Source organism: Streptomyces inhibens (genome assembly GCF_022221585.1).
Lineage (GTDB): Bacteria > Actinomycetota > Actinomycetes > Streptomycetales > Streptomycetaceae > Streptomyces > Streptomyces inhibens.
In genome coordinates, this window is record NZ_CP084681.1 from 5,658,715 (window position 1) to 5,683,825 (window position 25,111).

The 25,111-nt window shown below is 70.2% G+C and carries 19 protein-coding genes; 14 read left to right on the forward strand and 5 right to left on the reverse strand.

Annotation, left to right across the window (positions count from 1 at the left end; all coding sequences use genetic code 11):
- Window positions 1-178: 178 nt before the first annotated feature.
- The gene (locus KI385_RS25820; RefSeq protein WP_238574559.1) at window positions 179-1,177 is read left to right on the forward strand and encodes an ArsR/SmtB family transcription factor; all 999 of its coding nucleotides are present in this window, start codon (window positions 179-181) and stop codon (window positions 1,175-1,177) included.
- On the opposite strand, the gene KI385_RS25825 is transcribed toward KI385_RS25820, so the two are convergent.
- Window positions 1,162-2,361, reverse strand: a complete 1,200-nt coding sequence (locus tag KI385_RS25825; RefSeq protein ID WP_238577836.1) for a threonine aldolase family protein — start codon at window positions 2,359-2,361, stop codon at window positions 1,162-1,164. The two genes, KI385_RS25820 and KI385_RS25825, sit on opposite strands and share 16 nt — an antisense overlap.
- 588 nt (window positions 2,362-2,949) lie before the next feature.
- Between KI385_RS25825 and KI385_RS25830 the strand changes: the two genes are divergently transcribed.
- The 10 genes from KI385_RS25830 to KI385_RS25875 all read left to right on the forward strand — a co-directional run bounded on the left by KI385_RS25830 (window position 2,950) and on the right by KI385_RS25875 (window position 11,594).
- Window positions 2,950-3,933: a Rossmann-like and DUF2520 domain-containing protein gene (locus KI385_RS25830; RefSeq protein WP_238574560.1), complete on the forward strand. Its 984-nt coding sequence runs from the start codon at window positions 2,950-2,952 to the stop codon at window positions 3,931-3,933.
- A gap of 11 nt (window positions 3,934-3,944) precedes the next feature.
- Window positions 3,945-5,114, forward strand: a complete 1,170-nt coding sequence (panC, locus tag KI385_RS25835) for a pantoate--beta-alanine ligase (RefSeq protein ID WP_238577837.1) — start codon at window positions 3,945-3,947, stop codon at window positions 5,112-5,114.
- Complete coding sequence (locus tag KI385_RS25840; protein WP_238574561.1) at window positions 5,111-6,907, forward strand: L-aspartate oxidase; 1,797 nt, start codon at window positions 5,111-5,113, stop codon at window positions 6,905-6,907. The genes panC and KI385_RS25840 overlap by 4 nt, the downstream gene beginning before the upstream one ends.
- Window positions 6,908-6,972: 65 nt before the next feature.
- A complete protein-coding gene (gene nadC / locus KI385_RS25845; RefSeq protein WP_238574562.1) occupies window positions 6,973-8,025 on the forward strand; it encodes a carboxylating nicotinate-nucleotide diphosphorylase in 1,053 nt (350 codons plus the stop codon).
- Window positions 8,026-8,125: 100 nt separating this feature from the next.
- Entirely contained in the window at window positions 8,126-8,923 is a 798-nt protein-coding gene (locus KI385_RS25850; RefSeq protein WP_238574563.1) for a type III pantothenate kinase, read from the forward strand.
- 143 nt (window positions 8,924-9,066) lie between these two features.
- Window positions 9,067-9,684, forward strand: a complete 618-nt coding sequence (locus KI385_RS25855) for a hypothetical protein (protein WP_425357094.1) — start codon at window positions 9,067-9,069, stop codon at window positions 9,682-9,684.
- A 46-nt stretch (window positions 9,685-9,730) separates the two neighbouring features.
- Window positions 9,731-9,910 (forward strand): hypothetical protein, encoded by a 180-nt coding sequence (locus KI385_RS25860; protein ID WP_238574565.1) that lies wholly within the window; start codon window positions 9,731-9,733, stop codon window positions 9,908-9,910.
- Between the two features lie 136 nt (window positions 9,911-10,046).
- The gene (locus tag KI385_RS25865) at window positions 10,047-10,574 is read left to right on the forward strand and encodes a BlaI/MecI/CopY family transcriptional regulator (protein ID WP_281066903.1); all 528 of its coding nucleotides are present in this window, start codon (window positions 10,047-10,049) and stop codon (window positions 10,572-10,574) included.
- 9 nt (window positions 10,575-10,583) lie between these two features.
- The gene (locus KI385_RS25870) at window positions 10,584-11,102 is read left to right on the forward strand and encodes an amino-acid N-acetyltransferase (protein ID WP_238574566.1); all 519 of its coding nucleotides are present in this window, start codon (window positions 10,584-10,586) and stop codon (window positions 11,100-11,102) included.
- Window positions 11,103-11,258: 156 nt separating this feature from the next.
- Window positions 11,259-11,594 carry a histone-like nucleoid-structuring protein Lsr2 gene (locus KI385_RS25875; protein ID WP_128511685.1) on the forward strand — a complete coding sequence of 112 codons (336 nt, stop codon included), beginning with the start codon at window positions 11,259-11,261 and terminating at the stop codon, window positions 11,592-11,594.
- Here the strand turns inward: KI385_RS25875 and KI385_RS25880 are convergent.
- Entirely contained in the window at window positions 11,525-12,220 is a 696-nt protein-coding gene (locus KI385_RS25880; protein ID WP_238574567.1) for an SCO3374 family protein, read from the reverse strand. The genes KI385_RS25875 and KI385_RS25880 overlap by 70 nt on opposite strands.
- Window positions 12,221-12,719: 499 nt before the next feature.
- On the opposite strand from KI385_RS25880, the gene KI385_RS25885 reads away from it, so the two are divergent.
- Window positions 12,720-15,245, forward strand: coding sequence for an ATP-dependent Clp protease ATP-binding subunit (locus KI385_RS25885; protein WP_238574568.1), 2,526 nt, complete (start codon window positions 12,720-12,722; stop codon window positions 15,243-15,245).
- Window positions 15,246-15,414: 169 nt separating this feature from the next.
- Here KI385_RS25885 and KI385_RS25890 read toward each other — a convergent pair whose 3' ends face one another.
- A complete protein-coding gene (locus KI385_RS25890) occupies window positions 15,415-18,054 on the reverse strand; it encodes an NACHT domain-containing protein (RefSeq protein WP_238574569.1) in 2,640 nt (879 codons plus the stop codon).
- 54 nt (window positions 18,055-18,108) lie between these two features.
- Window positions 18,109-21,345 (reverse strand): NACHT domain-containing protein, encoded by a 3,237-nt coding sequence (locus KI385_RS25895; protein WP_238574570.1) that lies wholly within the window; start codon window positions 21,343-21,345, stop codon window positions 18,109-18,111.
- Between the two features lie 668 nt (window positions 21,346-22,013).
- Between KI385_RS25895 and KI385_RS25900 the strand changes: the two genes are divergently transcribed.
- On the forward strand, window positions 22,014-22,706 hold the full coding sequence (locus KI385_RS25900; RefSeq protein WP_238574571.1) for a M23 family metallopeptidase: 693 nt from the start codon (window positions 22,014-22,016) through the stop codon (window positions 22,704-22,706).
- On the opposite strand, the gene KI385_RS25905 is transcribed toward KI385_RS25900, so the two are convergent.
- Window positions 22,688-23,302: a TetR/AcrR family transcriptional regulator gene (locus KI385_RS25905; RefSeq protein WP_238574572.1), complete on the reverse strand. Its 615-nt coding sequence runs from the start codon at window positions 23,300-23,302 to the stop codon at window positions 22,688-22,690. The two genes, KI385_RS25900 and KI385_RS25905, sit on opposite strands and share 19 nt — an antisense overlap.
- Before the next feature lie 141 nt (window positions 23,303-23,443).
- Between KI385_RS25905 and KI385_RS25910 the strand changes: the two genes are divergently transcribed.
- Entirely contained in the window at window positions 23,444-25,081 is a 1,638-nt protein-coding gene (locus tag KI385_RS25910; protein ID WP_425356953.1) for an MDR family MFS transporter, read from the forward strand.
- Window positions 25,082-25,111: the final 30 nt, after the last annotated feature.

A 25,111-nucleotide genomic window follows, 5' to 3' on the forward strand; every position in this document is an offset into this window, starting at 1 on the left:
TGCCTTGGTGACTGCGTGCCTCTGCGACTGCACGCTTCTGTGGCTTCGGTTCTTGTGCCGTGCGGCGGCCCCCTGAGTGAATGAAGGGGGCATGACCTGAAGGTGACACCCGGCGGGGAGCACAGGCGAGGGTTCAGGGCCTGCCCGAAACGATGGCGCAGCGCCACCAGGGAGAGTAGTGATCCGGATCCACTTCACGGCCGCCGACTTCGCCCGGGTCCGGTTCGCGTCCCGGCCGGCCCCGTTGCAGGAGCTGAACGCGGCGTTCAGCAAGATGTGCCGCCCCGACGACGCATTGCTCTTCGGTCGCTGGAGACAACGGGTGCTCCGGTCCTTGCCGGTCAGCGTCGTGCCGTTGGGGGACCTGGTTCCTGCGGACGAGGCCCCCAAGTTCATCGATGTGTTCAGCGACAGCCTGGAGGAGGGACTGGAAACCGTCCGGGCGTCGCCCCCGGACCTGGTCCGCTCCGAGATCGAGCGCGTGTATGCCAAGGGCCCCTCCCCGGCCCCGCTGTGGATCCGCGACCTGCACCGCGGAGACGCCGAGGCCTGGCACCTCCTCGGCCGTGCACAGCGTGCGGCCTTCGATACCGTGCTGCGCCCCACGTGGTCCTTGGTGCAGGACCTGCACCAGGCGGAGTTCACCCGCCATGCCCTGGCCGTGGCCGAGCACGGCATCGGCGCCGCACTCGCCGAACTCCTGCCCGGCGCCCGGCTGGACGAGGATGTCTGGGAGCTGGAGGCACCCTTCGAGCAGGACATCAAGCTGCGCGGTCGTGGTGTGCTGCTACTGCCCACCTTCCACTGGACCGGCCACCCCCTCCTCGCCGACCTGCCCGGTCACCCCCTGGCCGTGACCTACCCGGCCGGTCCGGGAATCCCGCTCCCACCCGACGGGGCGGGTGGCACGGACGACGCACTGGCCGGGGTGCTCGGACGGACCCGCCTCGACATCCTGCTCGTGCTCGCGGACGAACACACCACCAGCGAGCTCGCCCGACGTCTGCGCGTCAGCAATGCCACCGCCTCCGCCCACACCGCCGCGCTACGCGGCGCGGGCCTGATCACCACGGTCCGCGCCGGACGGGCGGTCCTGCACCAACGCACCGCTCTGGGAAGCCTGTTGGTTCGGCGACGCGGTGGACCGGACCGGCGCGGGCCTCACCCCGCTCCCTGACGCGTCCCTCCCTCCTCACCGCCCACACGCCCCACCAAGCCCACGAACTCCGCGACCGCCGCACGCACATCGTCGGCCGTCCAGTCCAGGGCGGACGCGCCGACCGTCACCTCCGTCAGTGCCACTCCGGGCGGTCCGGCCGCGCCCGGCTCGTACCACTTGCGGAACAGCGTCGTCCTGGTCTCCTCCGCCTGTCGTACGACGGCCTCGTTCAGCACGTCGGGCGGGTGCGGCAGCCACACCTGGAACTCATGGGTGTGCGGAACCTGCGGGTGCACCCTGAACCACGGCACGCCGGCGTCGGCCAGGCTGTCTTGCAGTGCCCGCGCCACCACCTTCGCGTGCGCCACGTAGTCCGGCAGCCGCGGCAGTTCGCGGTCCAGGCCGGCCAGCGCGGCCAGCGCGGCCGGCCACTGCTGGAACAGCTGGCCGCCATAGCGGTGCCGCCAGGCCCGTGCCTCCGCCACGAAGTCCTCGGTGCCCGCGAGGGCGGCGCCCGATATGCCGTCCAACGACTTGTAGTAGGAGACATACACGCTGTCCGCGAGGGCCACGATCTCCGGGACGGGGCGGCCGAAGTGTGGGCCGCACTCCCATATCCGCGCGCCGTCGAAGTGCACCACCGCATCACGCTCCCGCGCCGCCGCCACGGCCGCGGTCAGCTCGTCCCACTCCGGCAGCACGAATCCGGCGTCCCGCAACGGAAGTTCGAGCGCAAGGGTCCCGAACGGTTCCTGGAGGTCGTATATCTCCGCCGCGGTCGGCAGTCGCGGTGCGCTCGTCGGATGCACCATGCGCAGCCCGCTGACCACCGCATAGGCATCGCGTTCATGCACCTCCAGATGCGACAGCGGATGGCCGGCGACCGTCGCGTTGCCCGTACGCCCCGCCCAGCAGCGCAGCGCCACCTGCTGGGCCATCGTGCCGGTCGGGAAGAAGGCGGCGGCCTCGGTGCCCAGGGCGTCCGCGGTCCGGCGTTCCAGCTCGCCGACTATGCCGTCCTCGTTGGCGTAGATGTCGGTCCAGTCGTCCAGGTCGTAGGCGGCGGGAGCGTCGGCCGCCAGGCGGTTCAGCCGCTCGCGGACCGTCTCGATCGGCGTGCCGCCCGCCAGCACCCGTTCCGAGCCACGGAAGGCCGCGAGCCTCCGCGCCCGTGAGAGCGGAGCACCCGCCGAGCCACTCACAGGAGAGCCCGCCGAGCCGCTCGCGGAAGCGCCCGTCGAGCCGTCCACCGGAGCGACCGGCGCGCCGTCCGCCGAGCCGTCCGCCGCAGCGACCAACGCAGTGTCCGCCAAGCCGTCCGCCGAAGCGCTCGCCGAGGCCCCCGCCGGGCCGTCCGCCGCGCGGCCTGGAGCATCACCCGGACCGCCGCTCGAAGCCCCCACCGAGCCGTCCGCCGAGCTGCTCGTCGAGCCGTCCGCCGAAGCGTGCGCCGGGCCGTTCGTCGCGCCGTCCGCCGCGTCGTTCGAAGCACCATCCGTCTCACCGCCGCCCGCAGCGTCCCGCCAGGTCCCGCCCGGAACGCCTCCGCCTTCTTCTTCCCCCATGTGCCTCACATGCCCCCCTGCCTGCCATTCCTCGCGTGCTCTTCGCGCGCCGTTGCCCCGATCATGACGCAGCCCGTCGCGGGCCCGCGACCCCTGTGGATAACTCACGAAAGAGACCCCCGTCTCACCCGCCGTACAGCTCTGAAGCCCGCCGGAAACACTCGCGTAGCATGGCGAGGAATCGTCCGGTACCCCCCGCGGACTGGAACGGAAGGCCATCGCCGCGTGAACTCAATTCCACCCATCGAGGCCCAGGACCGCCCCGCCCGGCTGACCGTCGGAGTCGTCGGCGCGGGCCGCGTCGGGCCCGCCCTCGCCGCGTCCCTGCAGCTCGCAGGGCATCGCCCGGTTGCCGTGTCGGGAGTCTCCGACGCCTCCGTACGACGCGCCGCCGAGCTGCTGCCCGACGTTCCGCTGGTCCCCCCGGCCGAGGTGCTCGCCCGCGCCGAGCTCGTCCTGCTGACCGTCCCCGACGACGCCCTCGCCGACCTGGTGAGCGGCCTCGCGGAGACCGGCGCCGTACGGCCCGGCCAGCTGCTGGTGCACACCTCGGGGCGCTACGGAACGGCGGTGCTGGACCCGGCGACCCGGGCCGGCGCCCTGCCGCTCGCGCTGCACCCGGCCATGACGTTCACCGGCACCTCCGTGGACGTCCAGCGGCTGGCCGGTTGCTCGTTCGGTGTGACCGCGCCCGAGGAGCTGCGGATGGCCGCGGAGGCGCTGGTCATCGAGATGGGCGGGGAGCCCGAGTGGATCGCGGAATCCGCTCGTCCGCTCTACCACGCGGCGCTCGCCATCGGCGCGAACCACCTGGTCACGCTCGTCGCCCAGTCGATGGAGCTGCTGCGCGACGCGGGCGTGCAGGCCCCGGACCGGATGCTGGGCCCGCTGCTCGGCGCCGCCCTGGACAACGCCCTGCGGTCCGGTGACGCCGCGCTGACCGGCCCGGTCGCACGCGGTGACGCGGGCACCGTCGCCGCCCATGTGACCGAGCTGCGCCGGCACGCGCCACAGAGCGTCGCCGGGTATCTCGCCATGGCCCGGATGACCGCGGACCGGGCGCTGGCCCACGGTCTGCTCAAGCCGGAACTGGCCGAGGACCTGCTCGGCGTGCTCGCCGACCCCGACGAGGGCCCCGGCCCCGCTCCCGGCGCCTCCGGCCCGGCCCCCGACGCCCCCGACCACGGCCCCGAAGGAGGCGACCGGTGACCTCCTCCCCGATGAGCCCGCCCCCGGGCCCGGACGCGCCTTCGCCCTCCCGGCCCGTCCACCTGGTCCACACCGCCGCCGCCCTCCGTGACCTGCCGCGCGGCACCGGCGCGCGCGGCGTCGTCATGACCATGGGAGCGCTGCACGAGGGCCACGCGACCCTGATCCGCACCGCCCGTTGCCGGGTCGGGCCGCAGGGCCAGGTCGTCGTCACGGTCTTCGTCAATCCGCTGCAGTTCGGGGCGGGCGAGGACCTGGACCGCTATCCGCGCACCCTGGACGCGGATGTCGAGCTGGCCACCGCGGCGGGTGCGGACGTGGTCTTCGCCCCGTCCGTGGACGAGGTCTATCCGGGCGGCGAGCCCCAGATCCGGATCGCCGCCGGCCCCATGGGCACCCTCCTGGAGGGCGCCAGCCGCCCCGGCCATTTCGACGGCGTGCTGACCGTCGTCGCCAAGCTGCTGCATCTGACCGCCCCGGACATCGCGTTCTACGGGCAGAAGGACGCCCAGCAGCTCGCCGTCATCACGCGGATGGCCGCCGACCTCAACTTCCCCGTCGAGATCGTCGGTGTCCCCACGGTGCGCGAGGACGACGGGCTCGCCCTGTCGAGCCGTAACCGCTACCTCGCCTCCCCGGAGCGGCACACCGCGCTCGCGCTGTCCGCGGCGTTGTTCGCGGCCCGCGACCGGCTCGCCGCCGAGGAGGCGCTGCGCGCCCGCGCCGCCTCCACGGGCCACCCGGCACAGGACCGCTCCGCGGCGCTGGCCGCCCTCGGCGAGGACCGGGCCGCCGCCGACGCACACGCCGTCGCCTACGCCGCCGCGGGACCGCCGCACGGCCCGTCCGTGGCGCGCGCCGCGGCCCGCGTGGTCCTGGAGGACGCCGCCCGCCTCGACCCGCCGCTCGTGCTCGACTACCTGGCCCTGGTCGACCCGTCCGACTTCACCGAGATCTCGGACGCGTACGAGGGCGAGGCGATCCTCGCGGTCGCCGCCAAGATCGGCACCACACGGCTCATCGACAACATCCGTCTCACTTTCGGCGCCCCGCGCCCGGAAACGACGGACCACCGGAGCCCGACGGCCACCGACGCATCCACTACGGAAGCCACCTCCTCCGGCGCCACCTCCTCCGGCGCACCCACCACCCCTCAAGGCCCCCTCGGAGCGACCCGATGACCGCCACCGGAACCACCACCGGCCCCGGCCCCGTATCAGGCACCGGCATACGCCTGAACGCCCCCGCCCCCGGTTGGTCCATCGAAGCGGATGTCGTCGTCGTGGGCTCCGGGGTGGCCGGGCTGACCGCCGCGCTGCGCTGCGCCGCGGCCGGCCGTCGGACCGTCGTCGTCACCAAGGCCCGCCTCGACGACGGCTCCACCCGTTGGGCGCAGGGCGGTATCGCCGCGGCCCTGGGCGACGGCGACACCCCGGAACAGCATCTGGCCGACACCCTCGTCGCGGGCGCCGGACTGTGCGACGAGACGGCCGTACGCGCCCTGGTCACCGAAGGCCCGGACGCCGTGCACCGGCTGATCGGGACCGGCGCGCGCTTCGACACCACGCCCGGCAGCGACGAGATAGCGCTCACCCGCGAGGGCGGCCACCACCGCCGCCGTATCGCGCACGCCGGCGGCGACGCCACCGGAGCCGAGATCTCCCGCGCGCTCGTCGAAGCGGTCCGCGCCGCCGGGCTGCGCACCATCGAGAACGCACTCGTCCTTGATTTGCTCACGGACGCCGACGGCCGTACGTCCGGCGTCACCCTGCACGTCATGGGAGAGGGCCAGCACGACGGGGTGGGGGCCGTGCACGCCCCGGCCGTGGTGCTGGCCACCGGAGGCATGGGGCAGGTCTTCTCCGCGACCACCAACCCGGCCGTCTCCACCGGCGACGGGGTCGCCCTGGCGCTGCGCGCCGGCGCCGAGGTCTCCGACCTGGAATTCGTCCAATTCCACCCCACCGTCCTGTATTTGGGCCCGGAAGCGGAGGGCCAGCAGCCGCTGATCTCCGAGGCCGTACGGGGCGAGGGCGCGCATCTCGTCGACGCCGACGGCACCCGCTTCATGGTCGGCATGCATGAGCTCGCCGAGCTGGCGCCCCGCGACATCGTGGCCAAGGCGATCGTGCGCCGGGCGCACGAACAGGGCGTCGAGCACATGTATTTGGACGGCCGGCACTTCGGCGCCCAGATGTGGGAGAGCCGTTTCCCGACCATCCTCGCGGCCTGTCGCAGCCATGGCATCGACCCGGTCACCGAGCCGATACCGGTCGCCCCGGCCGCGCACCACGCCTCCGGCGGCGTACGCACCGATCTGCGCGGCCGCACCACGGTCCCCGGCCTGTACGCGTGCGGCGAGGTCGCCTGCACCGGCGTCCACGGCGCCAACCGGCTCGCCTCCAACTCCCTCCTGGAGGGCCTGGTCTTCGCGGAGCGGATCGCCTCGGACATCGCCGCCTCGGACATCGCCGTCCCCGGCGGTGCGGACGGCGGCGAGCCGGCGTCCTCGGCGCGCTCCACCGGGGCAGCCACCGCGTCCGGCCCCCGCACCACCCTCCCGCTCCTCGCCCCCGATGACCGCACGGCCGTCCAGCGGATCATGACCGCCGGTGCCGGTGTGCTGCGCAGCGCCGAGAGCCTGGCCCGGGCCGCCGCCGAACTGGACGGCATCCACCGCGAGGCGAGCGCGGCGGCCGGCCAGGACGGCGCCCCCGCCCCCGACACCGACCGCAAGGCCCCCGAACCCGGCGTGGAGGCCTGGGAGGCCACCAACCTCCTGTGCGTCGCCCGTGTTCTGGTCGCCGCCGCGCAGCGTCGCGAGGAGACCCGCGGCTGCCATTGGCGCGAGGACCACCCGGACCGGGACGATGCCTCCTGGCGCCGGCACTTCCGCATCACCCTGGACGCGGACCGCGCGCTGAGCATCCGGACCACGGAGACCGCCGACTTCCCGTCGCCGGCCACCCCGTAACCAGCGATCCACCGCCCGCCAAGACAGACCGACCCCACCCCCACCCCGAATACGGAGCCCATCCCGTGAGCAGCACCTCCGACGACCTCCCCCTCCTCCAGATCGGCGGGCCCACCGGCGGCGCCCCCACCGGCGGAGGCTGCGGCGACGCCTGCGGCTGCGCCGGCGACGACGGCTCGTACGAGATCGACCCGCTGACCTGCGGCCTCGACCCCGACCTGGCCGCGCTCCTGGTGAACGCCGGGCTCGACCCCGTACAGGTCGAGGACATCGCCCATCTCGCCGTCGAGGAGGACCTCGACCAGGGCGTGGACGTCACGACCGTGGCGACCGTCCCCGAAGGCGCGGTCGCCACCGGCGACTTCACCGCCCGCGAGGCCGGTACGGTCGCCGGGCTGCGGATCGCCGAGGCGGTGCTGTCCATCGTCTGCACCGACGAGTTCGCGGTCGAGCGGCACGTCGAGGACGGCGACCGGGTCGAGGCCGGCACCAAGCTGCTGAGCGTCACCACCCGCACCCGCGATCTGCTCACCGCCGAGCGCAGCGCGCTGAACATCCTGTGCCGGCTGTCGGGCATCGCGACCACGACCCGGGCCTGGGCCGATGTCCTGGAGGGGACGAAGACCAAGGTGCGGGACACCCGTAAGACGACGCCGGGGCTGCGCGCCCTGGAGAAGTTCGCGGTGCGCTGCGGTGGCGGCGTCAACCACCGGATGTCGCTGTCGGACGCGGCGCTGATCAAGGACAACCACGTGGTCGCGGCGGGCGGCGTGGCCGCGGCGTTCACGGCCGTACGGAACGAGTTCCCCGGTCTGGCGATCGAGGTGGAGGTCGACCGGATCGACCAGATCCCGCCGATCCTCGCCGAGGGCGCCGATCTGATCCTGCTGGACAACTTCACCCCCGAGCAGACCCGGGAGGCCGTGGAACTGGTCGCCGGGCGCGCGATGCTGGAGTCGTCGGGCCGGCTGACCCTGGACAACGCCCGGACGTACGCCGAGACCGGCGTCGACTACCTGGCGGTGGGCGCGCTTACGCACTCCTCCCCGATCCTCGACATCGGCCTCGACCTGCGCGAGGACGAGGGCCAGGACGCCGATCTGCCTGAGGACCGCTGATCGCCATGCTGCTGACCATCGACGTAGGCCCACCCGTCGCCCCACCCACCACCCCAGGCGAGCCCTTCGTGCGTGATGTGAACCGGAGGCGGTGCGGAGCATGCTCCTGACCATCGACGTAGGAAATACGCACACGGTCCTCGGCCTCTTCGACGGTGAGGAGATCGTCGAGCACTGGCGGATCTCCACCGACGCCCGCCGCACCGCCGACGAGCTCGCCGTCCTCCTCCAGGGCCTGATGGGGATGCACCCGCTGCTCGGCGACGACCTGGGCGACGGCATCGAGGGCATCTCCATCTGCTCCACCGTGCCCTCCGTCCTGCACGAGCTGCGCGAGGTCACCCGCCGCTACTACGGGGACGTACCCGCCGTCCTGGTGGAGCCGGGCGTCAAAACGGGTGTGCCGATCCTCATGGACAACCCGAAGGAGGTCGGCGCCGACCGGATCATCAACGCCCTGGCGGCGGTCGAGCTCTACGGCGGCCCCGCGGTGGTCGTCGACTTCGGTACGGCCACCACCTTCGACGCGGTCAGTGCGCGCGGGGAGTACGTCGGCGGCGTGATCGCGCCGGGCATCGAGATCTCCGTGGACGCGCTGGGCGTCAAGGGCGCCCAGCTTCGCAAGATCGAACTTGCCCGGCCGCGCAGCGTGATCGGCAAGAACACCGTCGAGGCGATGCAGTCCGGCATCCTCTACGGCTTCACCGGTCAGGTCGACGGTGTGGTGCAGCGGATGGCGCGGGAGCTGGCCGAGGACCCGGACGAGGTGACCGTGATCGCCACCGGCGGCCTCGCCCCGATGGTGCTCGGCGAGTCCTCGGTGATCGACGAGCACGAGCCGTGGCTCACCCTCATCGGGCTGCGGCTGGTCTACGAGCGGAACGTCGCCCGGTCCTGACGCCGCCCGGTGGTGTCGTAGGCGGCCCGGTCGTCAGGGGGACACGCACAGGCTGCCGCGCCACCATTCGCGAATTAAGCGGCTTTTGTCGAAAACGGTCGTAAAGTCGCCATATGCCAATGCCAAACGGAACCCGCGGCGGCATGGCGTTCAGCGCCGATGAGTTGCGTGTGCTCCGTCGCGCCCTCGCCCATGCCCTCCAGACGACGTCCCACTCCGCCCCGCTCAGTGCCTTCGGTGCGGAGTGGTCGCAGGACATCCAGGAATATCTCCGGTTGGCCGAGGCGGTCGACGAGGCGGCCCGCGAAGGCGGCCGGCTGCGCGCCTTCCTGCTGGCCGACCTCGCCCGCTACCGCGAAGCCCTGCCGGGCTCCGCCGCCGGCTATCTCGCACGGCTGAAGGAGGCGCTGGACACCGGGTACGTCCCCGGCCCCGACGACCTCGCCGCCCTGCGCGCGCTGCGTACCCGGCGCGCCGGGCCGGCCGAGCGCGAGTGCCGCAGCGCCCTGCTGCGCCACTGCGAGCAGCTGGCCGACATCTCCGTACGGGTCCGGCTGCGCGCGCTGCCAGGCGGCCGCTCAGGCGCCCGTGGCGGGCGGGAACCGGAGCCCGGGAGCGAGCCGAAACCGGATCGCAAGCCGGAGCCCGCGCCGGCGCCGCGGCCGAAGACCCCGCGGCCGGACCGGCCGATCCCCACGCCGGGCGAGGTGTTCCCGCCCCGCCGCAAGCCCGGCCCGCCCCCCGAGAGCCGCACCGCCTGAGCGCTGCGTACTCTGGAAACTCATGACCTAAGGGAGGCCGTACGCCATGGATTACGTCGCAGCGTTGCTTCCGCCCGTAGTGATGGCCGTGGCCTTCACCGCTCTGATCGTGACGATGATCAAGAGCCAGGGTGGCGCGAACAAGTCCAAGGAGGACGCCGTCGTGGATGCCGCGCTGGCCCGCGTCGAGTCCGCGGGGCAGGAGCCCACGGCGCACGGCGCCTGATCCACCCACCGCCATTTCGGCGGTCCGCACGCCCTGTACGGCCCGGGATTGACCGTCCCGGGTCGTACATCCTTTTTCCGGCACAAACGCCACGAGATCAACGGGCATTCGCGACATCTCCCACTATTGTTCTTGTGTGCCGAGACCATTGGGTGATCTGGAAGACGCGGTCATGACGCGGGTCTGGGAGTGGAACCGCCCGGTCACCGTTCGAGAAGTCCTGGAAGATCTGCAGAAGGAACGGTCGATCGCCTACACAACGGTCATGACCGTATTGGACAACCTCCATCAGAAGGGCTGGGTGCGCCGCGAAGCAGAAGGCCGCGCCTATCGATATGAGGCGGTCTCCACTCGCGCCGCCTACGCGGCCGCACTGATGAACGAAGCATGGTCCGCCAGTGACAACCCCGCGGCCGCTCTTGTGGCCTTCTTCGGCATGATGTCGCCGGAACAGCGACAAGCCCTGCGCGATGCCGTACGGATGGTCCAAGTCGACGAACCGGCGGAAGACGCGGAACAACAGTCGGAAGAGGCCGGGCCGGCCGAAGAAGAGCGCACGGTGGCCGAAGAACGCGAAGCAGAAGCGGCACCGGAAGCGGCCGGTGAAGCCGGATCCGCCGAAGGGGATGAACCCGGGGCGAGTGCCACCGGCAAGGGGCGATAGCGTCCGGGCATGCCTCCGCATTCAAAAGGCCTCACCGTCCGCCGTGCCAGGACCAGCGATGTACCGGCCGTACGTCGCCTCATCGATGCCTACTCACGCGACGGGATCCTGCTCGACAAAGCCACCGTCACGCTTTACGAGGACATCCAGGAGTTCTGGGTGGCGGAGCGCGACGAAGACGGCGAGGTCGTCGGCTGCGGGGCGCTCCATGTCATGTGGGAAGACCTGGCAGAGGTCCGCACTCTGGCCGTGGACCCGCGGTTGAAGGGCTCCGGTGTCGGCCATCAAGTCCTGGACAAGCTGGTGCGCACCGCGAGCTGGCTCGGAGTGCGGCGCATTTTCTGTCTCACCTTCGAAGTCGAGTTCTTCACCAAGCACGGCTTCGTGGAGATCGGCGAGGCTCCGGTAGACGGTGATGTCTACAGCGAGCTGCTGCGTTCCTATGACGAGGGCGTTGCGGAGTTCCTCGGTCTCGAACGAGTGAAGCCCAACACCCTGGGTAACAGTCGCATGCTTCTGCACCTGTGATGAGTGTTCTATGTCCGAATCGCTCCCCTATCTCATGGCTACGGAAGCATGCGTTCCCCGGTCTGTGGGCAAGTGAACCCTACCCAAGGGTTTGTGTTTTTCCCGGAAAAGCGGTTTGCTTTCCGTCGTAATCCGCATTCGATGAAAGGGAAACCGGTGGCACAGAAGGTTCAGGTTCTTCTTGTCGACGACCTCAGCGGTGGCGAGGCGGACGAGACGGTGACGTTCGCTCTCGACGGCAAGTCCTACGAGATCGACCTCTCCGACGCCAACGCCCAGAAGCTGCGCGAGTCGCTCGCGGAGTTCGTGAAGGCGGGCCGCAAGACCGGTGGTCGTTCTGCGGGCCGCGGCAAGGCGCGTGCGGCGGCTTCCGCCGGCGGCCAGGACACCGCGAAGATCCGCGCTTGGGCGAAGGAGAACGGCTACAACGTCAATGACCGTGGCCGTGTCCCCGCCGACATTCGCGAGGCATTCGAGAAGGCCAACGGCTGATCGCCGTAGGCGCGGTCCGATTGGGCATTACGAGCACGCAACAACCGGGCTCGGTGGCACTCCGTTGCCGCCGTGCTCACGAGTCGTACGAGGTCGGGGGCGCCCCCACCGTCCCCGATTCCTGCCCCGAGCCCCGTGGTGGGCAGGGAATTCTCCGCCTCGTACTCGGGCCGGGGAGGTCGCACCCATCCCGCGGCCTCCCATGCGCCGAATCCGTACGACTCGAATCCGTATGACGAAGATGCGTCTGTGGGGAACGACGGCGCGGGCATCCGGTCTCCGGGCCCACGCGTGGTGAGATCCGTGGTGAGGGCGCCCCACTCGAGCCATTCCAGGATTCCCGGGAGTTCCTCGGCGCCGCCGGCCGCGATGAGCATGAGCAATTTCGGCCGATCACCCGGGTGATTCCCGCCGCGTCCGGCCCGAAGGAGCGCCACCGGGCCGGTACGCGGCAGTCGCCGCAGGACGGCGCTCCCCGCGTCGGCGGGCATCTCCAGTACGTCGAAGCACAGCCCCGTCAGCAGCTGCACCGGCTCCGTCGCGGTGGTCGGCCAGCCCATTTCCTCCTCGTACCACCGGCGGAGGGCGGCGAGAGGGCTGCGGGGGCGCGGAAGCACGCGGGGCATGCCCGGTGCAACTCCCGAAAACCCAGGAAGTTACGCTGGGTACAGGCATGGATACGTACCGTGCCCGCGCGAGGGGGCGTGCCGAGGCATCCGGTGGTGTGCGGATGTTCGCCCGTAGCGGATGGAAGGAGCCCACGCCGCATGGAGTGTCAGTGGCAGCGGGTAAGACAGTCTCAGTGGGAAGAGTCGGTGTGACCGGCGCCAAAGGCGCCTCGCCCCGGCCGATGGCCGACTTCGGACGGCGTGTCGGCGAAGGGCGCGTTCGCCACGGGCGTAGTGGCGGAGGGCGTATATGCCTGGCCTGCGGGAACATCGTCTCGCACCATCGAGTTGGAGCAGATGTCAGCTGTTCGGCAGTAAATTTCCCCGCCGGAGCGGGGGTGATCCGGACGGGTGTCGGCAGTTGGAATGAGCTGTCCCGCCCCGCGGGACTAGCATGCGGAAGGACAGGGAGGGGACCGACCCCTAACTGCCTGACCGCTCTGAGGAGCGATTAACGATGTTCGAGAGGTTCACCGACCGCGCGCGGCGGGTTGTCGTCCTGGCTCAGGAAGAAGCCCGGATGCTCAACCACAACTACATCGGCACCGAGCACATCCTCCTGGGCCTGATCCATGAGGGTGAGGGTGTCGCCGCTAAGGCCCTGGAGAGCCTCGGGATTTCGCTCGAGGCGGTCCGCCAGCAGGTGGAGGAGATCATCGGGCAGGGGCAGCAGGCCCCGTCCGGGCACATCCCCTTCACCCCCCGTGCCAAGAAGGTCCTGGAGCTGTCGCTCCGCGAGGCCCTCCAGCTCGGCCACAACTACATCGGTACGGAGCACATCCTGCTCGGCCTGATCCGCGAGGGCGAGGGCGTCGCCGCCCAGGTCCTGGTGAAGCTGGGCGCCGATCTCAACCGGGTGCGGCAGCAGGTCATCCAGCTGCTCTCCGGCTACCAGGGCAAGGAAGCCGCCACGGCAGGCGGCCCCGCCGAGGGCACGCCTTCGACGTCCCTCGTCCTGGACCAGTTCGGCCGCAACCTGACGCAGGCCGCTCGCGAGACCAAGCTCGACCCGGTCATCGGGCGCGAGAAGGAAATCGAGCGGGTCATGCAGGTGCTGTCCCGTCGTACGAAGAACAACCCGGTGCTCATCGGCGAGCCCGGCGTCGGTAAGACGGCGGTCGTCGAGGGCCTGGCACAGGCCATCGTCAAGGGCGAGGTGCCCGAGACCCTCAAGGACAAGCACCTCTACACCCTCGACCTCGGTGCCCTGGTCGCCGGCTCCCGCTACCGCGGTGACTTCGAGGAGCGCCTGAAGAAGGTCCTCAAGGAGATCCGCACCCGCGGCGACATCATCCTGTTCATCGACGAGCTCCACACCCTGGTGGGTGCGGGCGCCGCCGAGGGCGCGATCGACGCCGCGAGCATCCTCAAGCCCATGCTGGCGCGAGGCGAGCTGCAGACCATCGGTGCCACGACGCTCGACGAGTACCGCAAGCACCTGGAGAAGGACGCGGCCCTTGAGCGCCGCTTCCAGCCGATCCAGGTCGCGGAGCCGTCGCTGCCGCACACCATCGAGATCCTCAAGGGTCTGCGGGACCGCTACGAAGCGCACCACCGCGTCTCCATCACGGACTCCGCGCTGGTCGCCGCCGCCACCCTGGCCGACCGCTACATCTCCGACCGCTTCCTGCCGGACAAGGCGATCGACCTGATCGACGAGGCCGGTTCCCGGATGCGGATCCGCCGGATGACCGCGCCGCCGGACCTGCGCGAATTCGACGAGAAGATCGCCGATGTGCGCCGGGAGAAGGAGTCCGCGATCGATTCGCAGGACTTCGAGATGGCCGCGGGCCTGCGCGACAAGGAGAAGCAGCTCCTGGCCGCGAAGGCGAAGCGGGAGAAGGAGTGGAAGGCCGGCGACATGGATGTCGTCGCCGAGGTGGACGAGGAGCTGATCGCCGAGGTCCTGGCCACGGCCACCGGCATCCCCGTCTTCAAGCTCACCGAGGAAGAGTCCTCGCGTCTGCTCCGTATGGAAGACGAGCTGCACAAGCGCGTCATCGGCCAGAAGGACGCCATCAAGGCGCTCTCCCAGGCCATCCGCCGTACGCGTGCCGGCCTGAAGGACCCCAAGCGTCCCGGTGGCTCGTTCATCTTCGCCGGTCCCTCCGGTGTCGGTAAGACCGAGCTGTCCAAGACGCTGGCGGAGTTCCTCTTCGGTGACGAGGACGCGCTGATCTCCCTCGACATGTCGGAGTTCAGCGAGAAGCACACGGTCTCGCGGCTGTTCGGTTCGCCTCCCGGCTACGTCGGCTACGAAGAGGGCGGTCAGCTCACCGAGAAGGTGCGCCGCAAGCCGTTCTCCGTCGTGCTCTTCGACGAGGTCGAGAAGGCCCACCCGGACATCTTCAACTCGCTGCTGCAGATCCTGGAGGACGGTCGGCTGACCGACTCCCAGGGCCGGGTCGTGGACTTCAAGAACACGGTCATCATCATGACGACCAACCTCGGCACCCGGGACATCTCCAAGGGCTTCAACCTGGGCTTCGCGGCCCAGGGCGACACCAAGTCCAGCTACGAGCGGATGAAGAACAAGGTCAACGAAGAGCTCAAGCAGCACTTCCGCCCCGAGTTCCTCAACCGTGTCGACGACACCGTCGTCTTCCACCAGCTGACCGAGGAAGACATCATCCAGATCGTCGACCTCATGATCGCCAAGGTGGACGAGCGGCTCAAGGACCGCGACATGGGCATCGAGCTCAGCGGCGAGGCCAAGTCGCTGCTGGCCAAGCGCGGGTACGACCCGGTGCTCGGCGCCCGTCCGCTGCGCCGCACGATCCAGCGCGAGATCGAGGACGCCCTCTCGGAGAAGATCCTCTTCAACGAGCTGCGTCCGGGCCACATCGTGGTCGTCGACGTCGAGGGCGAGGGTGAGGCTGCCAAGTTCACCTTCCGTGGCGAGGAGAAGTCCGCGCTGCCGGACGCCCCGCCGATCGAGTCCGCGGCCGGCGGTTCGGGTCCGAACCTGAGCAAGGACGCCTAAGCGGTACAGCGCCAAAGGCGCATATCTCGCATACGGCACTGCCCCGGAATCGTTTCGTACGATTCCGGGGCAGTTCTGTATTCGGTGGTACCGGGGTCATATCCGGTAAGAATTCGGTGTGCCGGGATTGTGTGGATCTTATCGGCGCGACCGGTCGGCGCCGTCCGGCCTACATCTGGACAACGCGAATGCCGTCGGGAACGCCGATCACCGGCGGAATGCGACGGCCGATCCGGAGCGTGTCCAGTTTCGGGAATGCGGACAGCCATTCCATGGAGACGCCGAGGTCGTAGGCGAGCCACAGCCGGGTCAGCCCGTCGGCCGGGGCGATGCCCTCGACGAGCTGATCGGGGGTGAAGGGCCCGGAGATCCGCAGCTGCGGGCGGCCGCCCAGCCGCCGCAGGGCGTGCAGTTCTTCCAGGTCGGAGACCGGAAAGTACAGCTCGGCCGGTTCGAGATGGGCGATGATCTCGCGGGCGTAGCGGGCGGTGTCATAGCGCCGCCAGGCCCCGGCGAGCTGCGCCCGTACGTCATGGTGCGCCCGGCCGCGCAGCGCCGTCAGATAGTCGATCGCCCGGTCGTCCGCGATCGAGGTGGCGGTGATCGCGAGGAGATATGCCTCGCTGTCCGGCACCGGCGTGGGATCGGGCAGCATCTCCAGCACGATCGGCCCGATCCAGCCCAGCGCGCGGGCCGCGGACGGGGTGCTGGGGCGCACCATGTCGCGGGTGAAGCGCCGCACCCGCGCCCGGACCGCCGGGTCCAGCTCGGTGGCGTGCTCCAGACAGGCGGCCGCCAGCAGCTTGCGGTGCCGGGCCTCGGCGGCGCGGACGCCGGAGTGCGGGGCGAGCAGCCCGTCCAGGAGGGCCGCGCACTCGTCCGGGCGGGCCAGCGCCACGGCCATCCGGATGACGTCCTCCCAGTCGTCGTGGTGGGCGTGGTCGAGCAGCAACCCGAAATCGTGCCGCTGAACGACCGCGCGGGCGGAGAGATAGTCCTGGAAGGTGCGGTGGACGAAATCGACGGTGCCGGGGGTGGGCTCGCGCAGCAGCCCGGTCCGGTTGAGCAGATGCCGGAAGACGTCCTCGGGGCCGCCCTGGCGGGCCGCGTCCGGTATGGCGGGCAGATGCCGGGCAAGGGTGTCGATCGCGGCGGCCCGGTCCATCTCGGAGCGGCCGTTGACCAGCATCCAGTGGGCGAGCTTCTGCAGCAGCTGGATCTTGGGCTGTCGGGTCAGCTCGACGCCGTCGGTGGCGGCCATCGCCCGCTCCCGGTCGCGCCGCTCCAGCAGCATCGACAGCGCGGCGTCGTAGAGCTCCTTGCGGCCGTTGGGCAGATAGCCGCGGCGATCGCGGTGCAAGGCGCACAGCAGCCCGCACATCAGCGGATTGGTCGCCAGCCGCCCCAGATCGCGGGTGATGCGTACGGCATTGAGCAGTGTCCGCTCGTAATGGCCGAGCCGGCCCAGGTCGGCCGGGCTCTGCTGGGCGGCGGCGCGGTGCCAGCGCTGGATGAACGCGGCGACGTCCTCGCGGCTCATCGGGGCCAGTGACACCTCGCTGAACCCCTCACCGGCCAGCCAATGGCCGGGTACGGCCGAGGGCCGGGAGGTGACGATCCAGACGTTGCCCGGATAGCGGGTGGTCCACTCGCCGAGCTTGCGGCGCACCTGCTCGCGGTCGCTCTCCGGGGCCTCGTCGATCCCGTCGATCAGCAGGAGCGCCCGGCCGGAGTCGAGCACCCGCTCCACCCAGCCGTCCGGCGCCTTGGCCGTGTCCTCGTGGCCGACGGCGCTCAGGAACGTGCCGGGCGAGGGCAGTCCCTCCCGGGCGAAGCGGCGTACGGGCAGCAGGAACGGCACCCGGCCGCGCAGCGCCGCCAGTGCCTCGGGCAGCTCGTCACGGGCGGTGGCGACGGTCAGCCACTGCAGCAATGTCGTCTTGCCGGACCCGGCCACCCCGCGGACCAGGACCCGGCTGCGGCCGGAGAGCGCCTGCTCGGCGGGGAGCGGGGGGTCGTCCTGGCCGGTCGTGTCCTGAGGGGCGGCCTCGCCACCGTCCGGTCGGCCCCCGTCGGGCTCCGGCGGACCGGGCTCGCACTGCAGCCCCAGGTAGGCGGCGTCCAGCGGCCAGCTGTCCGGGGAGTGCGCGAGATCGATGCCGTAGATGGTGAGGTGGTTGTGGAGGGTGGCGGTGGCGCGGGCGTAGCGCGCCTCGAAGGCGGCGTCGGCGTCCTGGGCGGTGCCGTCCTCGGCGGCGGGGGGCGGGGACGGTATGAGCGGGCCGGCGGTGGCTTGGCGGTGGATCAGCTCGGCGAGGGTACGGGTCTGCTCGGCCAGGGTGCGGGCCACATAGGCCGACCGACGGGTGAAGAAGTGCAGGATGTGCAACGCCGCGGCGTCCAGCAGCAGCCCGTGCAGCCAGGCTCCGTCGTGGGTCAGCCCGCGGGTGACGCCGGGCACGGTCTCGCAGAGGCGATGGGCGAATTCGGCGGGGAGCAGGCGGACGGCGTCGAGGTCGTCCATCTCGATGTCGGCGAGCGCCCGGAAAGTGCGGGCGAGGGCGCTGGTGACGGCCTGGTCGTCGTCCTCGTCCTCGCCGCCCGTTGCCTGCTCGACGAGGGCCGCGGCGAGGCGGTGCAGCTCCTGCTCGGTCAGGGCCGGCTTCTCGCCGGTGAAGGAGACCAGGTGGGAGATGCGTACGGGCCGGTCGACGGGCTCGGCGACCGGCCCGTCGGTGACGAAGAGCTTGCGGATCAGCGGATCGATGGTGTGTGGGGCGAGGCGGGCGAGGATGGTTGTGGGATCCATGGCTCCCCGTAACTGCGCTGCCGGGTAAGGGTATTGAGGTTGTTGCCGGCCAGCCTAGGCGCGGGGGCGGGGGTGGAGGGTGAGTTTGATGTGGGGAGGGAGGGTGGGGGCGGGCTCTGGGCGGAGCTGGGAGAGATGCACCTTCTTGAGGCCGGAAAGAGCCGTCAAGGGGGGAAGGGCGATTGGAACGCCGGTCATGCCGTACAGATGGAGGCTCTGGAGGCCGGGGAAGGCCGGGAGAGTTGTGCGCAGCATCTGACTCAGATCGGATGCTGGATGGCGTGAGAAGTTGAGGATGCTGAGGTCCTTCACCTGAGGCAGTTGAAGGCCGGGTGGCACACGCAGGATGCCTTGGCTGTCTGCGCCGAACTCAAAATGCTCCAGCTTGGGAAGGCGCGTGAGAGCACACCACTGGGCTTCGCCGAAATCCTGGGTGATGCGCTCCAGCCGGAGGTGCTGCAGATGGGGCCAGGCCGTCACTCGGCTGCATTCGGATCCGATCGGCATCTGCAGTGTCAGGCTGGTCAACCGGGCATCCGTCGGTAGTGCCTCCAGGCCCTCCGGCGGGAGCGGGGTGCCGACCATCAATCTCTCGGTATGGCGCAGGTGGCCGAGCCCGCACGGGCTGGGCACCGCGTCGCCCTCCAGGCCGGTGACGGAAAGCGTCCTAATAGGCAGGGGCGCGAGAGGGGCGAAGCTTGCGACCGATGGGCAGTCCCAGAGCGCCAGTGACTCCAGTACCGGGAATTCCTGGATGAATTCGAGACTGCTGATCTCCGGGTTGTGTTCGAGGGTCAGATGTGTGATCTGGCCGGGGTGCAGTCCATCGAGGAGTTCGTCGGAGGTGAAGGATCCGCTGACGAGGGTGCGCGGCCGGCCACCGAGGGCTCGGAGAGCGCGCAGTTCGGCGGGTGTTGCTGCGGTGACCGTTACGTTGGTACCGAGATGGCGGATGATTTCCTGTGCATAGCAGTCGGTATCAAATTTCGCCCAGGCCCAGGCGAGTTGGTATTGGGAGCCGAGAGAGGGAAGGCCCCGGAAGCGCTTCAGAATTTCCAGCGCCGCATCCGAGCCGATCAGCGCGGCGGTGGCCACCACCTCCTGCGCCTCGTCGTCCTCCAGCCCGTCCGGGCCGGGCAGCAGTTCCAGCACCAGGGGCCCCACCTCCGCGAGCAGTTTCGACTCCTCGCGGCTGCGGGGCGGCAGGATCGCCCTGGCGCGCTCGTTCACCAGGTCCCTTACGCGCGGATCGAGTTCGGTGGCGTGCTCCAGGCAGGCCAGGCCGAGTAGGTGGAGGCGCAGACGGGTGAGCTCGTCCTCGATGCGATCCCCGTGTGCGATCAACTCACGTAAAATCTCGGCGCGTTCGCGCGGCCTGGCATGCGCCACCGCCATCCGGATCACGTCCTCCCACTGGGAGTCCGTCGCATGCGCCACCAGCAGCCCGAAGTCCCCGTCCTCGACGGCCGCCTTGGCGCCGAGGTAGTCCTGGAAGGTCCGGTGGACGAAGTCCACCGAGCCGGGTGACGGTTCGCGCAGCAGCCCGCTCCGCAGCAGCAGATGGCGGAAGACGGCCTCGGCGGTGCCCTGCGCCGCGGCCGTGGGGACGGCCGGCAGCGCCTCGCCGATGATGCGCTCGGCCCGCTCGCGGTCGAGTTCCGTACGCCCGTTACGGATGAGCCAGTACGCGAGCCGCTGGAGGAGCTGGATCTGTGGCTCGTCGCTCAGCTCGATGCCCGTAGGGGCGGCCATATCGCGTTCGCGGTCGCGGCGGGAGAGCAGCATGCCGAGGGCGGCGTCGTAAAGCTCCTTGCGGCCGCTGGGCAGATAGCCGCGGCGGTCCCGGTGCAGGGCGCAGATCAGGCCGCACATCAGGGGGTTGGTGGCGAGCCTGCCGAGGTCCTGTTTGGTGTGGACGGCGGCCAGCAGGGACTGCTCGTAGGCGTCGAGGCGCTCGGGGTCCTCGGCGTCGCAGCGGGCCGCGTCGTGCCAGCGGCCGATGAACGCGGCGACCTCGGCGCGGCGCATGGGGGAGAGCGTCAGCTCGCCGAAGCCGTCGGCGGCCAGCCAGTCGTCGCGTACGGCGGAGGGGCGGGTGGTGACCATCCACAGGTTGTGCGGGAAGGCGTCGAGGAGATCGCGCAGCCACCGGCGGGCCTGTTCGCGCTCGCGCTCGGGGATCTCGTCCAGGCCGTCGACCAGGAGGAGCGCCCGCCCGGACGTCAGGACGCGGTCGGCCCAGCCGTCCGGCTGTGCGCCGGACACGGGGCAGCCGACGGCCGGAAGGAAGCGGTCGGGGGTGGGCAGGGGCGCACGGTCGCGGGTGAGGGTGCGCAGGGGGAGGACGAAGGGGATCCGGCCGTAGAGGTGGGGGAGGGCGGTCTCGCCGGGGGCCTTGGTGCAGGAGACGGCCAGCCACTGGACGAGGGTGCTCTTGCCGGAGCCGGCGACGCCGCGCAGCAGGACCCGGTCGCGGCCGGCCAGGGCCTGGTCGGCGGGGACGGGGGCGGGCGCCGCGGCCTGCGGGACGGTTTCGTCGTCCCAGGGGCTGATGGCGTTGGGCTCGCGGGCGGCCGGGGCCGTCGCCTCCAGGCTCATGTACGCCGCATCGAGCGGCCACCGGTCCGGGGAATGGGCGAGATCGATGCCGTAGATGGTCAGGCGGCTGTGCTTGCGGGCGATGTAGGAGAGGTAGCCGCGCTCGAAAGCGGTGTCCGAGGCCCGCTGCGACGGATGCCGCTCGATGAACTCGTCGATGACCGTGATCAGGCTGTCCAGGCTCCGGCTCTGCTGGACGAGGGTGCGGGCCACAAAGGTCGACCGCTGGGTGAAGAAGTGCACGATGTGCAGGCAGGCGATGCCCAGCAGGGTGCCGTGCAGCAGCTCGGCGTCCCGTGAGAGGCCGCGGACGGCATGGGGACTGGCCGCTTCGAGGCGTTCGGCGAGGGCGGTGGAGCCCAGATGCACGGCCTGTACATCGTCCATGTCGAGAGCGCCGAGGCCGCGCAGCGTGGTGGCCAGCGCGTCGGCCACGGCCCCTTCCTCGTCCTCGGGGACCGGCCGCTCGCCCGGGCCGGCGGCGCGTACGGCCCGGTCCACCAGCTCTGCCGCGAGCTTGTGCAGGTTCTTGTCGGACAGCGTGCGCTGCTCGCCCTTGAAGGACACCAGCGCCGACATCCGTACGGGTCCCGCCACCAGGCCGGCGCCCGGCCCTTCCTTGACGAAGAGCTTTCTGACGAGCGGTGCGACCACGCCGGAGGCGAGTCGGACACCTACTGCTGACGGGTCCATCGTGCGGTGCGCCCTCCCCCGTGGCCGGCGATGTCGTCGGGCCAGGCTAGAGCGGCCGCGGGGGCGCCGGGCGGGGATCGGCCAGGTTCGCGTACGGAGCGGGTGCGGAGTGAGTACGGCGCGAATGCGGGGCGAGTACGGCGCGAATGCGGCCGGAAAGGTGTGGCGCCGGTCACGGAAATGCCGTTCGGATGTCTTCCGAATGGGATATCCGGCGGTGCCGAGTAACCCGCGTCACAGATTTCGGAGTAGCCCAGGTCACAGGGAAAAGGCATTGGATCTTGCTTCTCCGTGACATGGCGCACAGGCGATTTGGGGCCTACTAAAGAAATTAGGGGAAGTGCGGGGCGGGGAGGTGGGGGTTTTGGGGTCTTGGGGCGGGGTGTGTGGGCGGCGGATGCGGCGGACTGTGCGCCGCCCGTGCCACGTACGGGTAAAGCCCCTGCTCAAGCGGGGTGTGAGGGCTCCCCGGCCTCGCCCGAGTTGTCCCATTTCGGGGGTTTGGTGCAGAGGTCTGGCCGGACCGCAAGGGCCTCATTGCCGGGGTCCGCGATACGGGCCGGGATAGTAGAAAGGCCCCTTGGCGGGGCGGCGCATGCGGGTTACCAAGGAATGGCGATCCCGGTCCGCAGCCGGGAAACCAATCAATTCACGGAGGAAAAACCCGCATGTCGAAGTTCACCGCTGTTCGCAATTCGAAGAAGTCCGCTCTGCGCAATCGCGTCGCCGTTGTGGCCGCCGGTGTCGGTGTCGCCGCCGCCCTGGGCGCCGGTGTCGCCTCCGCCGCCGACGGCGGTCTGACGAGCCTCACCTCGGGCGTCGGTTCGGCCGTCACCGCGCAGGCCGACGCGCAGGCCAAGGCCGCCGTCGACGCCAAGGCCGCCGCGGCCAAGGCCAAGCAGAACGCGGCCAAGGCCGAGCAGGACGCGGCCAAGAAGGCCAACGCCTGGGTCAAGCCGGTCGAGAAGTACGTCCTCGGCTCGTCCTTCGGCCTGGCCGGCAGCCACTGGGCGCACAACCACAGTGGCCAGGACTTCGTCGTGCCGACCGGCACCGCGGTCAAGGCCGTCCACAAGGGCACCGTCGTCAAGGCCGGCCCCTGGGGTGGCGGCGACGGCCCGGCGTACGGCAACGCCATTGTGATCAAGCACGACAACGGTATGTACACCCAGTACGCGCACCTGTCACAGATCCAGGTCCACGTCGGTGAGCAGGTCGGCACCGGCGAGCAGATCGGTCTGTCCGGCAGCACCGGTAACTCGACCGGCCCCCACCTGCACTTCGAGGTCCGCACCGGTCCCAACTACGGGACGGGCATCGAGCCGACCGGATTCCTGCGGGCTCACGGCGACGCCGTCTGAGCTGAATCCGGCCGGGCTGGCCGGCGGTTCGGCGGGTTTGCCGCCGTGACCAGTTCTGTGGCGACCTCGAGGATGGCCTTGCGCTTCTCCTCGGGGTCGCCCTCCACGTTCTGCATCGCGAACATGCCCGCATGCATGGAGAACAGCGCCGTGATGCAGCGCACCTGATCCGTCAGCTCGGCGTCGGGCTCCTTCAGGAGGCCGAAGAGGGTCAGCATGCGCGCTTTGAAGCTCTCGCCGATGCTCAGCTCGCGTACCGCGGGCTGGTTCTCCTGCATGAAGCGGAAGAGGGGCTCGCCGGCGCGCAGCGATTCGCTGTAGCGGCGGATGAGCTCCTTCTTGGTTTCCAGGGTGCGCGGCTGCGTCTGCGCCCAGGCGATCAGGTCGTCGATCGGCTTGGCCAGATCCTGGAACAGGCTGATGACGATGTCTTCCTTGGTCTTGAAGTGGTAGTACAGCGCCGCCTTGGTGACCTCGAGCTTTTCGGCGATCTCGCGCAGTGAGGTCTTGTCGTAGCCCTGCGCGGAGAACAGCTCCAGAGCGACGTCCTGAATGCGCTGACGGGTGTTCCCCCTGCGCGCCTGCGGTGTGCTCATGGTGCTCTCCTGCGTTGTCGGTACTGGTCAGAGGGCTGCCCAGGGGGGCGTCAAGGAAACTTACTTGACGCCCGGCTAGTTGCCCGCCTACCTTCATCACTGTACTGAACTAGCCGGGCGGCAAGTAAGTGGGAGTGAGTGATGGGGAAGTCGCAGAATGCGACCCCGACGGGGGACGGACGGATAACGGAGGCGGGAGACGGACCGCCGTCCGCGCCGAGCGCGGGCAAGCAGCCGGCCAGTGTGCGCATGGTGCTCTTCGCGCTGATGATCGCGATGCTGCTGGCGATGCTGGACAACATGATCGTCGGCACCGCGATGCCGACCATCGTCGGCGAACTGGGCGGACTTGAGCATCTGTCCTGGGTCGTCACCGCGTACACGCTCGCGACCGCCGCCTCGACGCCGATCTGGGGCAAGCTCGGCGACATGTACGGACGCAAGGGCGTCTTCCTGACGTCCATCGTGATCTTCCTGATCGGCTCCGTACTGTCCGGCATGGCGCAGGACATGGGGCAGCTGATCGGCTTCCGCGCGGTACAGGGCCTGGGCGCGGGCGGTCTGATGGTCGGCGTCATGGCGATCATCGGTGATCTGATTCCGCCGCGGGAGCGCGGCAAGTACCAGGGCATGATGGCCGGCGTCATGGCCGTCGCGATGATCGGCGGGCCGCTGGTCGGCGGCACCATCACCGACCACCTCGGCTGGCGCTGGAGCTTCTACATCAACCTGCCGCTCGGTGCGATCGCGCTGATCATGGTGACCGCGGTGCTGCATCTGCCGAAGAAGCGGGCGCAGACCCGTATCGACTACGTCGGCGCCGCGCTGCTCACCATCGGCATCACCTCGCTGGTACTGATCACCACCTGGGGCGGCACCGAGTACGACTGGCTGTCCGGCCAGATCATCGGCCTCGGGATCCTCGGTGTGGTCGCGCTCGTCGCCTTCCTCCTGGTGGAGCGCAAGGTCAGCGAGCCGGTGCTGCCGCTGCACATCTTCCGTAACGGCAACTTCTCGCTCGTCACGCTCATCGGCTTCCTGGTCGGCTTTGTGATGTTCGGGTCGATGACCTTCCTGCCGCTGTTCCAGCAGACCGTGCAGGGCGCCTCGGCCACCAACTCCGGTCTGCTGCTGCTGCCGATGCTGCTGGCGATGATGGTCGTGTCGCTGTTCGCCGGCCGGGTCACCACCCAGACCGGTAAGTACAAGATCTTCGTCGTGGTCGGTGGCGCCTGCATCACCGTGGGCCTTGCGCTGCTGTCCCTGATGGACACCGACACCACGCGCTTCACCTCCGGCGTCTATATGGCGGTGCTCGGTGCCGGTATGGGCTTCCTGATGCAGACCACGATGCTGATCGCGCAGAACAGTGTCGAGATGAAGGACATGGGCGTCGGCTCGTCGTCCGCCACCCTCTTCCGTACGATCGGCGGCTCCTTCGGCGTCGCGATCTTCGGCGCGATCTTCACCAACCAGGTGCAGTCCACCATGGTCGAGCGGATCGGCAAGGCCGGCGAGAAGATGACCAGCGGCGGGGCCCAGATGGACCCGAAGGGCCTTGCCAAGCTGCCGCCGATGATCAGGGACGCCTACGACCACGCGGTCGCCACCGGCACCCACCATGTCTTCCTGTGGGGCGCGGCCGTCAGCATCATCGGCTTCGCCGCGGCCTGGTTCCTCAAGGAGGTGCCGCTGCGCGGCGGCCCGGCCAAGCCTGCCGAGAGCCCGGAGGGTGGGGACGCTCCGGTGGACCGGGTGGCGGTTGCGGAGACCGTCTGACCGACCCGTTTCTCGGCCGACGAGCGGCCC